9 protein-coding genes are annotated in these 13,886 nt (G+C 67.8%); 7 read left to right on the top strand and 2 right to left on the bottom strand.

What is annotated here, in order from left to right; translation table 11 throughout:
• The first annotated feature begins 54 nt into the window (after window positions 1–54).
• The 4 genes from mutS to mutL all read left to right on the top strand — a co-directional run bounded on the left by mutS (window position 55) and on the right by mutL (window position 7,776).
• A complete protein-coding gene (gene mutS / locus J0X27_RS13820; RefSeq protein WP_207269751.1) occupies window positions 55–2,736 on the top strand; it encodes a DNA mismatch repair protein MutS in 2,682 nt (893 codons plus the stop codon).
• A 92-nt stretch (window positions 2,737–2,828) separates the two neighbouring features.
• Entirely contained in the window at window positions 2,829–4,397 is a 1,569-nt protein-coding gene (locus J0X27_RS13815) for a PAS domain-containing protein (RefSeq protein ID WP_207269750.1), read from the top strand.
• 171 nt (window positions 4,398–4,568) lie between these two features.
• Window positions 4,569–5,369, top strand: a complete 801-nt coding sequence (locus tag J0X27_RS13810; RefSeq protein ID WP_207269749.1) for an SDR family NAD(P)-dependent oxidoreductase — start codon at window positions 4,569–4,571, stop codon at window positions 5,367–5,369.
• A 184-nt stretch (window positions 5,370–5,553) separates the two neighbouring features.
• Entirely contained in the window at window positions 5,554–7,776 is a 2,223-nt protein-coding gene (gene mutL / locus J0X27_RS13805) for a DNA mismatch repair endonuclease MutL (protein ID WP_207269748.1), read from the top strand.
• 26 nt (window positions 7,777–7,802) lie between these two features.
• Here the strand turns inward: mutL and J0X27_RS13800 are convergent, their stop codons facing one another.
• Window positions 7,803–9,125 (bottom strand): MFS transporter, encoded by a 1,323-nt coding sequence (locus J0X27_RS13800; protein WP_207269747.1) that lies wholly within the window; start codon window positions 9,123–9,125, stop codon window positions 7,803–7,805.
• A 477-nt stretch (window positions 9,126–9,602) separates the two neighbouring features.
• Here J0X27_RS13800 and rtcA point away from each other — a divergent pair, with 477 nt between their 5' ends.
• The 3 genes from rtcA (at window position 9,603) to J0X27_RS13785 (ending at window position 12,499) form a co-directional block, all read left to right on the top strand.
• Entirely contained in the window at window positions 9,603–10,685 is a 1,083-nt protein-coding gene (gene rtcA, locus J0X27_RS13795; protein WP_207269746.1) for an RNA 3'-terminal phosphate cyclase, read from the top strand.
• Window positions 10,686–10,874: 189 nt separating this feature from the next.
• Window positions 10,875–11,834 carry a bifunctional 2-dehydro-3-deoxygluconokinase/2-dehydro-3-deoxygalactonokinase gene (gene kdgK1 / locus J0X27_RS13790; protein WP_207269745.1) on the top strand — a complete coding sequence of 320 codons (960 nt, stop codon included), beginning with the start codon at window positions 10,875–10,877 and terminating at the stop codon, window positions 11,832–11,834.
• 140 nt (window positions 11,835–11,974) lie between these two features.
• Window positions 11,975–12,499: a GNAT family N-acetyltransferase gene (locus J0X27_RS13785; RefSeq protein WP_207269744.1), complete on the top strand. Its 525-nt coding sequence runs from the start codon at window positions 11,975–11,977 to the stop codon at window positions 12,497–12,499.
• Between the two features lie 25 nt (window positions 12,500–12,524).
• Here J0X27_RS13785 and J0X27_RS13780 read toward each other — a convergent pair whose 3' ends face one another.
• On the bottom strand, window positions 12,525–13,823 hold the full coding sequence (locus tag J0X27_RS13780) for an RNB domain-containing ribonuclease (RefSeq protein WP_207269743.1): 1,299 nt from the start codon (window positions 13,821–13,823) through the stop codon (window positions 12,525–12,527).
• Between the last annotated feature and the right edge of the window lie 63 nt (window positions 13,824–13,886).

Here is a 13,886-nt window from a genome sequence, read left to right as displayed (position 1 = left end):
CACTTTCACCGCGGATCCCGCAGGGTTTTTGGAGTGGAAGCAGAGTCTCCGACTATGACCGAGGCGACGGGTATCGTCGGAGAGTACTTCTCCCTGAAAGAGGGAACCGACGCCGACTTATTGGCGATGCAGTGTGGCGATTTCTACGAGTTCTTCGGCGACGATGCCGAACGAGTCAGTGAGGAACTCGATCTCAAAGTCTCCCAGAAGTCCTCGCACGGCTCGTCCTACCCCATGGCCGGCGTGCCACTCGACGATCTGACTCCCTACCTCAAGGCCTTAGTCGAGCGCGGCTATCGCGTCGCCGTCGCCGACCAGTATGAGACCGATTCCGGGCACGCACGGGAGATCGTCCGCGTCGTGACGCCGGGCACCCTACTCGAGACGACCGACGCCGACGCCCAGTACCTCGCGGCGATCGTCGACGGCGGCTCGAGCGGGACCGAGGACGCGTACGGGCTCGCGTTCGCCGACGTGACGACCGGGCGGTTCCTCGTCGCGGACGCGACGGACGCCGACGACGCGCTGACGGAACTGTACCGGTTCGATCCGGTCGAAATCCTGCCGGGACCGGACGTCCGAACCGACGACGAACTGCTGGGGACGATCCGCGAGCGGGTCGACGCGGCGCTGACGCTCCACGACACCGAATCGTTCGCGCCCAAGCGCGCCGACCACGCCGTTCGCGAGCAGTTCGGTACCGAGACCGTCGACCGGCTAACGGTCGGCTCCCCGACCGTCGCAGCGGCCGGCGCGATCCTCTCCTACGTCGACGAGACCGGTGCGGGCGTGCTCGCCTCGATGACCCGGATTCAGGCCCATCACGGCGACGACCACGTCACGCTGGACGCGACCACCCAGCGTAACCTCGAACTCACCGAGACCATGCAGGGCGAGCGCGAGGGATCGTTGTTCGCGACGATCGATCACACCGAAACCAGCGCCGGCGGCCGCCTACTGAAGGAGTGGCTCCAGCGTCCGCGGCGCTCGCTCGAGCGCCTCGAGGACCGTCAGGAGAGCGTCGCCGCGCTCTCGACGGCAGCGCTCGCCCGCGACGAGATACAGGACACGCTCGGCGAGGCATACGACCTCGCGCGGCTCGCCTCGAAGGCGACCCACGGCAGCGCGGACGCGCGGGACCTGCTCGCCGTCCAGGAGACGCTGGCGGTCCTGCCCGCGGTGGCCGATATCGTCGCGTCGAACCCGGAACTTGCCGACTCACCCCTCTCGGAGATCGTCGACCGGCCGGATCGGGATCTCGCAGCGGAGTTGCGGGAGACCCTCGCGGAGGCGATCGCCGACGAGCCGCCGTCGACGGTGACCCAGGGGGAACTCCTCCAATATGGCTACGACGACGACCTCGACGAGGTGATCGACCGTCACGAGGAAGTCAAAGGGTGGCTCGGGAGCCTCGCCGAGCGCGAGAAAGCGCAGTACGGGCTCTCCCACGTCACCGTCGACCGGAACAAAACTGACGGGTACTACATCCAGGTCGGCAAGTCCGCCGCCGACGGCGTTCCCGACCACTACGAGGAGATCAAGACGCTCAAAAACTCCAAGCGGTTTACCACCGACGAACTCGAGGAGAAAGAACGCGAGATCCTCCGGCTCGAGGAACGCCGCGGCGAACTCGAGTACGAACTCTTCGCGGAGCTTCGCGAGGCGGTCGCCGCGCGGGCCGAACTGCTCCAGGACGTCGGGCGGGCGCTGGCGACGGTCGACGCACTGGCCAGTCTGGCGACCCACGCGGCCGAAAACCGCTGGGTTCAGCCCGACCTGCATCGTGACGACCGACTCGAGATCGAGCAGGGTCGGCATCCGGTCGTCGAGCAGACGACGGAGTTCGTCCCCAACGACGTGCGACTGGACGAGGATCGGGGCTTTCTGGTCGTCACTGGCCCCAACATGTCCGGGAAGTCGACGTACATGCGACAGGTCGCCTGCATCGTGTTGCTCGCCCAGATCGGGAGCTTCGTCCCGGCGGAGGCGGCCGAGATCTCCCTCGTCGACGGCATCTTCACGCGGGTCGGCGCGCTGGACGAACTCGCACAGGGACGGTCGACGTTCATGGTCGAGATGAGCGAACTCTCGAACATCCTCCACACCGCGACCGAGGAGTCGCTGGTCATCTTGGACGAGGTCGGCCGCGGAACTGCGACGTACGACGGGATCTCGATCGCGTGGGCGGCGACCGAGTACCTTCACAACGAGGTCCAGGCGAAAACGCTCTTCGCGACACACTACCACGAGTTGACGGGGCTCGCCGAGACGCTCCCGCGCGTCGCCAACGTCCACATCGCGGCCGACGAGCGGGACGGCGAGGTGACGTTCCTCCGTACCGTCCGGGATGGGCCGACGGATCGAAGTTACGGGATCCACGTGGCCGACCTCGCCGGCGTTCCGGACCCCGTCGTCGACCGCTCGCGGGACGTCTTAGAGCGTCTGCGCGAGGAGAAGGCCATCGAGGCAAAGGGCGGGGGCTCGAGCGAGCCCGTTCAGGCGGTCTTCGATCTGGGGAGCGGGACGATGCAGACCCAGGGACGAGCCGAGGAGCAGTCACAGAGGCAGGCGGCATCGACCGACGGCGGTCCCACGGAGGCCGGACCCGAAGGGCAGCCGATCGATCCCGACACCGAGGCGGTCCTCGAGGAGTTCGAGTCGATCGACGTCAACGCGACGCCACCAATCGAACTCGTCTCGAAGGTCCAGAAGCTACAGGACCGACTCGAGGAGTAGCGCCCCTCGGGGCGTCGCGCTCGGGGACGCGAAACCCGATCCGGACCGACCCGAAGTTTCTTTCGATCCGATACGAAACATGGTATGACTCGATGACAGTCGAGAACGAGGGCGGCGACCGGCAGCGAGACCGCGGCCACCACGAGGCGGTCCTCGAGCTCATGCGAGAGGAGACTGTCGTCGACGGGGACTTCGACGATGCAGTACGCTCGATTACGGAAACGGCCGTCCGAACCGTCGACTGCACGCGCGCCAGTATCTGGCTCTTCGACGGCGATCACGTCCGCTGTGTCGATCGGTACGACGGACGCACGGACGAGCACACTGCTGGGACCGAACTAACCGCGTCCGACTACCCCGCGTACTTCGAGGCGCTCCGAACGCATCGGTCGATCAGTGCCGTCGACGCCCGGTCGGATCCGCGAACGCGCGAACTGACGGCGGCGTATCTCGAGCCAGCGGGGATCGACTCGCTGCTGGACGCGACGGTCCGGGCCGACGGCGACGTGATCGGCATGGTCTGTCACGAGCAGGTCGGACGGACTCGCGAGTGGAGCGACGCCGAAATCCGGTTCGCCGGTGACGTGGCAGACGTCGTGCATCGCGCCCTTCGGAACCACCGCCGCGCCGAACGGCGACGGGAACTCGAGTTGAAGAACCGAGCGATCGACGAGGCCCCGATCGGGATCACCCTCAGTGCGCCCGACGACGACAATCCACTCATTTACGCGAACGAGCAGTTCGAACGGCTCACCGGATACGCGCGTGAAGACGCTCTCGGGCGGAACTGCCGGTTCCTGCAGGGGCCTCGAACCGACCCCGAACCGCTCGCGGAGATGCGGGCGGCCATCGACGCCGAACGGCCGTGTACGGTCGAACTCCGCAACTACCGCAAGGACGGGAGCGAATTCTGGAACCGGGTTACCATCGCCCCGGTTGCGAACGACGACGGCGACGTGATGAACTACGTCGGCTTCCAGCAGGACGTCACCGACCGCAAGGAAGCGACCCGGCAACTCCGAGTGTTGCACCGGGTCTTGCGTCACAACCTCTCCAATCAACTGAACATCGTCCGGGGTACTGCCGAACAACTCCTCGAGGGAGCGACCGACGCCGAGACCGCCGCGGAAACGATCATCGAGGAGACGGACCACTTGCTGGGAATCACGGACAAGCATCGATCGATCGTTCGCCTCTTGAGCGACCGTCCGTCCCCGGGCCCGATCGAGATCGAGCCGCTGTGCCGCCGAGTGATTCGAACCGTCGCGACGGAGTATCCCGACGCCGAGATCACGCTCGAGGGAGCGTCCGCAGTGACCGTCTCGGCGATCCCGGCCCTCGAAACGGCGATTCGGGAACTCGTCGAGAACGGACTCGCCCACGGCGAGCGATCGCAACCGGCCGTCGTGCTTCGCGTCGACCGTCGGCCCGAGACCGTCCGGATACGAATCACCGACGACGGCCCCGGCCTTCCCGAGGAGGAAGCACGGATTCTCACCGGCGATCAGGCCGTCGAACCCCTCTACCACGGCCTCGGAATGGGGCTCTGGCTCGTGTACTGGATCGCGACGCTCTCACGGGGCACGATCACCGTCGAGGAGACCGGTTCGAACGGAACGACGATCTGCCTCGACGTACCGCGCGCCGACGCCAGTGACTAACCGGGACCGTCGGACGGTCCTCGAGCCACCGAACCGCGACGGAGCGACGCAGTGTGAGTCAGTGGTTCGGTCTCGAACCGCGCCCGGTTGCTCGATCGGTCCGCGTGATCGGCCGATGGCGGACGTGTTTGATCGATACAACTATGGGTCGGTAGGGGGCCAGTTAGCACGATGCACGAAGCAACGTTCGACGTGGCAGGGAAGACCGCCATCGTCACCGGTGCGAGCCAGGGGATCGGCCAATCGATCGCGGAAACACTCGCGGCAAGCGGGGCGAACGTCGCGATCTGCTCGCGATCGATGGATCGCGTGGGACCGGTCGCCGAGGGGATCAACGAGGCCGCGGACGCTGGCGACGCGCTCGCCGTCGAGTGCAACGTCCGCGAGCGCGAGCAGGTCCGGACCCTCGTCGACGAGACGGTCGAGGAGTTCGGCGACGTCGACATCCTCGTGAACAACGCCGGCGGGGAGTTCGTCGCGCCCTTCGAGGACATCTCCGCGAACGGCTGGAAGACCATCGTCGACCTCAACCTCAACAGCACCGTCCACTGTACGCAACTCGCCGGCGAGGTCATGCGCGAGGGCGACGGTGGGGTCATCATCAACCTCTCGTCGGTCAACGGACAACACGCCGCGCCCGGCGAGAGCCACTACGGCGCGTCCAAGGCCGCGATCATCCGCCTGACCGAGACGCTCGCCACGGAATGGGCCGAAGACGGCATCCGCGTCAACTGCATCGCGCCGGGCCTGATCCAGACCCCCGGCGTCGCCGAGACGCTCGGCATCGACAGCGAGGACATGCCGCCCCGCGAGGAGACCGATCGCCGCATCGGCCACGGCGAGGAGATCGCCGACGTCGCACAGTTCCTCGCCAGCCCCGCCGCCTCCTTCATGAACGGCGAGACCGTGACGGTGAAAGGCGTCCCCCGCGCCGGGAACTCGATGTCACAGGATCTGGGACTGCAGGATTGAGACGGGTCCCGTCCCGATTGACCGGTGCAACCACGAGACGAGTCGCGGTTGCACCGACTGATAGGCGTCCGTCCGACGACGACTCGAGTCGGACCGGACGTAAGACCTAACCACTCGCCTTCTGTACGAGTAGGCACCACGTTCGGCGCGTCGGACCCACCGCGTTACCGACGCCATCTCCACTATGAGCGACGAGAGTACCCCATCCCAGCACGACACCGATATCCACCAGTTAGACGAGGCCACCGTCGCCCGCATCGCCGCCGGCGAGGTCGTCGAGCGGCCCGCCAGCGCGGTGAAGGAACTCGTCGAGAACAGCCTCGATGCCGACGCCGACAGCGTCGACGTCACCGTCGAAGCGGGCGGCACCGAACTGATCCGAGTCGCCGACGACGGCCGCGGGATGAGCGAGGCCGACCTCCGGGCGGCGGTCCGGGAACACACGACCAGCAAGATCGAGGGGCTCGAGGACCTCGAGTCGGGCGTCGCGACGCTTGGCTTCCGCGGCGAGGCGCTGCACACCATCGGCTCGGTCTCGCGGCTGACCATCCGCTCGCGACCCCGCGAGAGCGAGGGCGCGGGGACGGAACTCGTCTACGAGGGCGGCGACGTGACCAGCGTCGAGCCGACGGGCTGTCCCGAGGGGACGACGGTCGAGATCGAGGAGTTGTTCTACAACACCCCCGCTCGCCGGAAGTTCCTCAAGACGACCGCGACGGAGTTCTCCCACGTCAATCGCGTCGTCACGCGCTACGCGCTCGCGAACCCGGACGTGGCGGTCACGCTGACCCACGACGGCCGCGAGGTGTTTTCGACGACGGGCCAGGGCGACCTCCAGGCCGCCGTCCTGGCAGTCTACGGCCGCGAGGTCGCCTCGGCGATGATCCCCGTCGACGCCGACGGCGACGACCTCCCGCCGGGACCGCTCGAGTCCGTCTCCGGCCTCGTTTCCCACCCGGAGACGAACCGCTCGAGTCGGGACTACCTCGCGACCTACGTCAACGGCCGTGCCGTCACGGCCGACGCCGTCCGCGAGGGGATCATGGGGGCCTACGGGACGCAACTGGGCGGCGACCGCTACCCCTTCGTGACGCTCTTCCTCGAGGTCCCCGGCGACGCGGTCGACGTGAACGTCCACCCGCGCAAGCGGGAGGTCCGCTTCGACGACGACGACGCGGTCCGCCGGCAGGTCGACGCCGCGGTCGAGAGCGCCCTGCTCGAGCACGGCCTCCTCCGGTCTCGCGCCCCCCGCGGTCGGTCGGCACCGGGCGAGGCGCGAATCGAACCCGGAACTCGCGGGGCCGATTCGCCCGCCTCGGAGCCGACCACGCTCGAGCGCAGCGCCGACACACCCTCGCCCGCCGACGGATCGGCCGACGGCGACCGCGAGGCCGGATCGGAGACCTCGGCGTCGACCGCCGGAGCGGACGCCGAACCGCCGACAACCGACCCCGCGAGCGGGGGTGGGAACGGCGACTCGAGCGAGGAGGCGGAACCCGATCCGAGCAGTTCGGACGCCGCCGTCGCCGATCGATCCGCGGATCAACGCCCCGCCTCGAGTAGCCGGAACGAGGAATCGGCGACCGCGACGGAACCGAATGCAGCGACGGGCTCCGAGACGAGTCGCCGTTCCGCGGCCGATTCGCCGGGGACGGGCTCGGCTCCACCGGCATCGGGTCGGGACCACGACTCGACGGCGGAGCCGAATTGCGATCTCGACCCCGGACGCAAGTTCGACGCGGCCACCGAACAGCGGACGCTGACCGGCGAGGCCGCGACGGGCGAGCGATCCGAGTTCGAGTCGCTGCCCTCGCTTCGGGTGCTGGGCCAGCTCCGCGACACCTATCTGGTCTGTGAGACGCCCGACGGGCTCGTCCTGATCGACCAGCACGCCGCCGACGAGCGGGTCAACTACGAGCGTCTGCAGGATGCCTTCGCGGACGATCCGAGCGCGCAGGCGCTCGCAGCGCCCGTCGAACTCGAGTTGACGGCGGCCGAAGCCGAAGCGTTCGAACAGTACAGCGAGGCGCTCTCGCGACTGGGGTTCTACGCCGACCGGATCGACGACCGCACCGTCGCGGTGACGACCGTCCCCGCGGTGCTCGAGGCGACCCTCGAACCCGACCGGCTGCGGGACGTGCTGGCCTCGTTCGTCGCCGGCGACCGCGAGGCGGGGGCCGAGACGGTCGACGCGCTGGCCGACGAGTTCCTCGGCGACCTCGCGTGTTATCCGTCGATCACCGGCAACACGTCGCTGACCGAGGGGTCGGTCGTCGACCTGCTGGCGGCGCTAGACGACTGTGAGAACCCCTATTCCTGTCCACACGGCCGGCCGGTGATCGTCCAGTTCGACGAGAGCGAAATCGAAGATCGGTTCGAGCGCGACTACCCTGGCCACGGCGGCTAGGCCTCACGATTGCTCCCGTCTGCTCCTCACTCGCCGCTCGCTCCCTCGAGGGCCGGATCGTCGGCCTCGGCGGTCGTTCGGTGGCGGTGTCTGTACAGCCAGACGGTACAACAGAAGGCGATCGCGCCGGCGACGGTGGCGATTCCGAACGCGATCCGGTAGCCGGTCTCGGTGTAGACGCGGACGCCGCCGACGAGGTCGCCGGTCCAGTAGGCGTCGAGCGCCTGCCCCATCAGGGTCGGGAAGATCGCCGCGCCGGTGAAGGCCGCGGCGTTCGCCGCCCCCGTCGAAACCCCGCTCGCGCTGCTGGGGTGGCGTTCCTGGACGACCGAGTACCCCAGCACGAACGCGCCGAGGCTGATGCCGCTCACCAGAAACACCGCACCGACGACCGGCAGCGGCGGATTTCCGACGACCGCGATCAGGGCGAGACAGGCGGTGTAACAGATCCCGCCGACGACCATCAACTCGAGTCGACGCTCGAGGCGGTCGGCCAGCCAGCCGACGGCGGGCGGGCCGACCATCAGCCCGAGCCCGCCCAGCAGGGTCAGCGTGGAGGCCCGAGTCACCGTCACGTCGTAGGTCTGGACGACGTAGGGGACGCCCCAGAGCCCGAAGAGCGTGATGTTCACGCCGGTCGAACAGAACAGCATGACGCTGACGACCCAGAGCCAGCGGTCCCGGAGGACGGCGGCGAGAGAGGATTTGAGCTGGGCGTTCGTCAGGACCTCCTGTCCGGGGACGCCCTCGAGCGGCTCGAAGCCGGCGGCGCTCGGGGAGTTCCGGACGAGGGCGAAGGCGGCGACGGTCATCGCGAGTCCCAGGACACCGAGTCCGGCGACCGTCGATCGCCAGCCGAACCGGCCGACCGCCAGCGCGAGCGGCGTCGTCGCGAAGACGCCGCCGAAGCCGGCGACGGCGAAGGTCGCGCCGCTCATCGTCGCGAACTCGTCGGTCCGATACCAGTTCGCGCAGAACCGGAGGACGCAGACGAAGATCACGCTTCCGCCGAGGCCGATCAGCCCGCGGGCCAGCGTCGCCTCGAGGTAGCCCTCGGCGAACGAGAACCAGACGACGCCGACGTTCATCACGACGGCCCCGGCGGTGGCCGTCAGCCGGGGGCCGATCCGGTCGGCCAGCAGACCGGACGGGATCTGCATCGCCGCGTAGACCCAGAAGAAGACGGCGTGGAGCGTGCCCAGTTGCGCCCCGGTCGTGCCGAACGCGGCCATCAGATCCTCCGAGAGGACCGCCGTCGAGAGCCGGCTGACGTTGACCAGCAGGAAGAGAACGCTCAGTATCGCCCACAGGAGCCACCGACGCCGGAGGGGATCGTGCCAGAGTCGCATCGGGCTACACCTCTCCCGCGGAGCATGGAAAAAGTTCACAAACCGGAAACGGTAGTGGGAGTCGACGACCCGTGGCCGTCACACCGTCCCCGGCCGGGTCGTCCGGTCCCCGGACGGCACCCCCGACCGGACTCTCCTGCGGTGGCGCGCGCCGTCGGCCGGCCGAGCGGTAGCGAGGGGCGAGCGAAGCGAGCGCCTCGAAACCGAGCGGTGACCGGAGGGAACCGTGAGTACAGCGAGGACGGCCGTCCATATCGTGCGAGGGACGAGTGAGCGAGTGTCGCGAGCGAACGAGTCGGCTGGGGAGGGTGTGGCTACTCACTGGTGCCACGATGGCAGGGCGTCCCGTTCCGGCTGCACCCCACGCACTCGCCGCTCGAACGCTCGTCCCGAACGGTTCCCCGCTCGACCGAACCGACGCCCTCGAGCCGGATCGAAGCCGCCACCGGTAGGTGCCTCGAGTCCGCAGTCGAATCCATGACCCCACGCGAACTCGACGGCTCGAGCGCCGGCGGCCAGTTCCTTCGGACCGCGCTCGCGCTATCGGTCCTCGCGAACGAACCGGTCCGCCTGGAGGGCGTCCGCGGCGATCGGCCGACGCCGGGCCTGGGCCACCAGCACCTGGCAGTCCTCGAGACGATGGCGGCGATCGCTGACGCCGACGTGTCGGGGGCCGAACTCGGGCGGGAGACGATCGCGTTCGATCCCGGACTCGACGGGACCGGACACGGGAGCGAGGAACCGGCCCGCAGCCGACTCGAGGGCGGGGAGTACGCCGTCGACATCGGGACCGCCGGCAGCGTGACGCTGCTTTGCAACGCCGTACTCCCGCTGGCGACGGTCCTCGAATCCCCGCTGTCGGTCACCGTCACTGGCGGGACGGACGTGGCGTGGTCGCCGCCGCTGGATTACCTGCGATACGTGACCCTCCCGCTGCTCCGTCGCTTCGGTATCCAGGCCGCCTGCGAGGTCGATCGACGCGGGTTCTATCCCGACGGCGGCGGGACGGTGACGCTTCGACTCGCCCCCTCGCGCCTCGAGTCGATCGACCTCGTCAAGCGGGGGTCCCTCGAGGGGCTCCGCCTCTACTCGACCGAATCGGCGTCGCTGGCGGATCGCGATGTCGCGTCTCGGCAGGCGGACGGGGCACTCGAGCGCCTGAATCGCGAGCCGGGGCTCGAACCGACCGAGCGCTGCGAGACGACCGCAGCGAGTCCCTCGCCCGGCTCCGCCATGGTTCTCCGGGTCGATCACGGAACCGGGGTCGCCGGCTTCACGGCCCTCGGCGAGCGCGGGAAGCCGGCCGAGCGCGTCGGCGAAGACGCCGCAGATGCGACGACCCGCTTTCTCGAGGGCGTGGCTCCGGTCGACCGGCACATGGCCGATCAGCTCCTCGTCTTTCTCGCACTCGCGGGCGGCCGGGTTCGCGTGCCAGCCGTGACGGATCACGTCGAAACGCGGTGTGAGCTGCTCGAGGCGTTCGGTGTGGAGGTGGGGCTCGAGCGGGACGGCGAGACGGCGGTCGTCTCCGTCGTGTCGCCACTGGACCGACTCGGGTGATCGATCCGAGTCCGTTCGTGGCGGCCGCTCGAGCCGTCTCTGCCGGTGACAGATAGTGAGCGAAAGTCCACCCCTCAGGGGTGGGCGGATGTCAAAACCGCCATAACTTATACCAGAGACGACCGTTAGCTCAGCTATGGCCGACGGAGGAATCCCCGTTCACTGCCGATCGATCTGGAGGGCCGAGCCGTGAGCCAGACCGACATCGTCACGTTCGGTGAGACGATGCTCCGGCTGTCGCCACCCGACCACGAACGCCTCGAGAACGCAGCCGAGTTCGAGGTGCGTGCCGCCGGAGCGGAGAGCAACGTCGCCATCGCGGCGAGTCGACTGGGTTCGTCCGCGACCTGGATCTCGAAAGTCCCGGAGACCGCCCTCGGGCGGCGCGTCACCGGCGAACTCCGGAGCCACGGTATCGAGACGGACGTCGTCTGGAGCCACCGCGGCCGCCAGGGGACCTACTACCTCGAGCAAGCGGGCAAACCCCGCGGGACGAACGTGATCTACGATCGGGAGAACACCGCGATCTCGACGGCCGAGGCCCGCGAATTCGACATCGACCGGATTCAGGACGCGAAGGTCTTCTTTACGACCGGTATCACGCCTGCCCTCTCCACGACGCTTCGGGATACGACGCTCAACCTGCTCAAAGCGGCCCGAAAGGGCGGGACGACGACCGCCTTCGACTTCAACTACCGGCGCAAGCTCTGGTCGCCCGACGAGGCCAGGGAGACCCTGACGAAGCTGTTCCCGGGAATCGACGTGCTCGTGATCGCCGCTCGCGACGCGCGGATGGTCCTCGGGTTCGAGGGCGATCCCAGACAGCTCGCACACAAACTCGGCTCCCAGTACGACTTCACGACGGTCGTCGTGACCCGCGGCTCCGAGGGTGCGGTCGGCTGGCACGACAGCGTCGTCCACGACCACGACGCCTACGAGACCGACACCGTCGATCCGATCGGCACCGGCGACGCCTTCACCGGCGCGTTCATCGCCCGCCGGCTCGCCGGCGACGACGTCCCGACCGCCCTCGAGTACGCCGCCGCGACCGCGTCGCTCAAGCGAACGATCCCCGGCGACGTCGCGCTCGTCACGGCCGACGAGGTCGAGACCGTCGTCAACGAGCAGGACGAAGCGATTTCGCGATAGCCTCCCTCGAACGGTGCCGTTCTTCTCGCCGCTCGTGCGTTCGACCGCTAGCTTCTTCCCGATTCGTCGCCGCTCGCGAACGTAACGGATCGAAGGCGATCGGATGTCGCTTTTTGCCGGCCGCTGTGATACCGTTCAGTGTGACTCGAGCTGTCCGGCACGCGACGGTCGACGACGCCTGGATCATCCACGAGATCGCGCGCCAAAGTTGGCACGCCGCCTACGACGACCTTCTCGGCCCCGAGACGGTCGACGACGTCGTCGACGAGTGGTACGCGATCGGGGACCTCGAGTCCTCGATTAGGGAGGCGAGCGGCCGCCGCGACGCCGCGTTTCTCGTCGCTTCGGGCTCGCCAGCGGCCGACACCGAGACCGTCGCTCGTGGCTTCGCACACGCCGTTCCATGGCCGGAAGATCGGTCGGTCGCGTTTCTCGCGCGCCTGTACGTTCGGCCCGACAGGTGGAACGACGGGACCGGAACGGCGTTGCTCGACGCCCTCGAGACCGAGCTCTCGGCGGCGTTCGACCGGCTCCGGCTGGCGGTCCTCGCTGCCAACGAGGTCGGAATCTCGTTTTACGAGTCGACCGGCTTCGAGCACGTCGAGACGCGACCGTCGGATCTGGGGACGGACCTCGAGGAGCGGGTGTATGAAAAATCGATCTGATCGCGCCGAGATCGGCAGGAGGGCTCTACAACGTCTTCTCCGCTTCTGCCTCGTCGACGACTTCGATCCCGCGGTTGTTGACCGCCATCGGATCGAGACCGACCTCCTGTAGGAAGGTCTTGTACTCGCGTTCGCACTGTTCTGCGTCTTTTTGTTTGTCGCTCGCGCGATCGCAGAGTTCGATGAGGTTCTCGGGGACGTCGTTCTGGTAGACGATCCAGTGGTTGATCAGGTCGCTGAGTCGTCGGATCGGGCTCGTGAAGTGGCCGTAGATCTCGAAGTTCAGCGCGTGGTGGCCGCCGAAGGGATCGTTCATGTACCGCGCTCGAGGCATCACCTTCATCACCGCCCACTGGATCTTGTCCAGTTGGCGGCCGGGAGCCTCCTCGAGGGTGGCGTTGACGGCTTTTCGCGGGTCGTCCCAGGTGCTGCCGGGGATCGAGACGCCATCGAGGTCCTGGATCTCCCGGAGGGCTTCCGACCACTCGTCGGGACTGGGCTGTGGGTGGACCCGGTACATCGCCTCGACGCCGCGATTCCACATGAGTTCGTGCGTGACGGCCTTGTTGGCCTTGAGCATGCACTCCTCGATGATGGTGTGGGCCCGATCGCGGCTCGGGTTGAGAACGAGCGAGCCGTCTTCCTTGCGCTGTTCGTGCATCTGCTCGGCGAGGTCGTAGACCAGCGCGTTCTCCTCGTGGAGGGGCGCGTCGGGGTCCTCGAGCCGGCTTTCAGCCTGTGCGTAGGTGAGCCGCTCGTCGGACTCGATGACGGACTTGTAGATCTCGATGTTCTCGTAGCTCAGGGTCTCCTTGTCGAGGTGCATCTCGACGGTGTGTGCCAGTCGGTCCTCGTTGGGGACCAGCGAGCAGACCGTCTCGGCAAGCACCGGCGGCAGCATGTGGACCGTGTAGCCGGGCAGGTAAACCGTGTTGCCCCGTTCGACGGCCTCGTCCCACATCGCCGTCTCGGGGTTGACGTAGTGGGTTACGTCGGCGATGTGCACCCAGAGGACGTACTCGTCGTCGCGTTCCTCGATCGAGAGGGCGTCGTCGAAGTCCTGGGCGTCGATCGGGTCCGTCGTCCAGGTCGTCAGGTCACGGAGATCCTGCCGGTCATCGATCTCGTCGCTGATCTCCGCCGTCACGCCCTCCGTTCGGGCCTCGGCTTCCTCCAAGACCTCGGGCGGGAACTCGTCGCGGAGTTCGAACTTCTCGAACAGCTCCTCGCGCTTGTTCTCGAGATGGCGCGCGAGCTCCTCGGAGACCTCGACGGGGCCTTGGCCTTCCACGGTCCCGGCGTCGGCCTGTGCGTCGTCACTCATGGCGATGACTACGGACGTAAGGGTGAAAGTCGTGTCGGGATCGAATCAAGCGGACGGCCGCCG

It is taken from the genome of Natrinema longum (assembly GCF_017352095.1).
GTDB classification, from domain to species: Archaea; Halobacteriota; Halobacteria; order Halobacteriales; family Natrialbaceae; genus Natrinema; species Natrinema longum.
This window is presented reverse-complemented; position numbering and strand designations above follow the sequence as displayed.

What these genes read in the sequence shown, in the direction of transcription:
- mutS (WP_207269751.1), top strand. Translation starts at nt 55, where the DNA reads ATGACCGAGGCGACGGGTATCGTCGGAGAGTACTTCTCCCTGAAAGAG.
- J0X27_RS13810 (WP_207269749.1), top strand. Translation starts at nt 4,569, where the DNA reads ATGCACGAAGCAACGTTCGACGTGGCAGGGAAGACCGCCATCGTCACC.
- J0X27_RS13780 (WP_207269743.1), bottom strand. Translation starts at nt 13,823, where the DNA reads ATGAGTGACGACGCACAGGCCGACGCCGGGACCGTGGAAGGCCAAGGC.
- rtcA (WP_207269746.1), top strand. Translation starts at nt 9,603, where the DNA reads ATGACCCCACGCGAACTCGACGGCTCGAGCGCCGGCGGCCAGTTCCTT.
- J0X27_RS13815 (WP_207269750.1), top strand. Translation starts at nt 2,829, where the DNA reads ATGACAGTCGAGAACGAGGGCGGCGACCGGCAGCGAGACCGCGGCCAC.
- J0X27_RS13800 (WP_207269747.1), bottom strand. Translation starts at nt 9,125, where the DNA reads ATGCGACTCTGGCACGATCCCCTCCGGCGTCGGTGGCTCCTGTGGGCG.
- mutL (WP_207269748.1), top strand. Translation starts at nt 5,554, where the DNA reads ATGAGCGACGAGAGTACCCCATCCCAGCACGACACCGATATCCACCAG.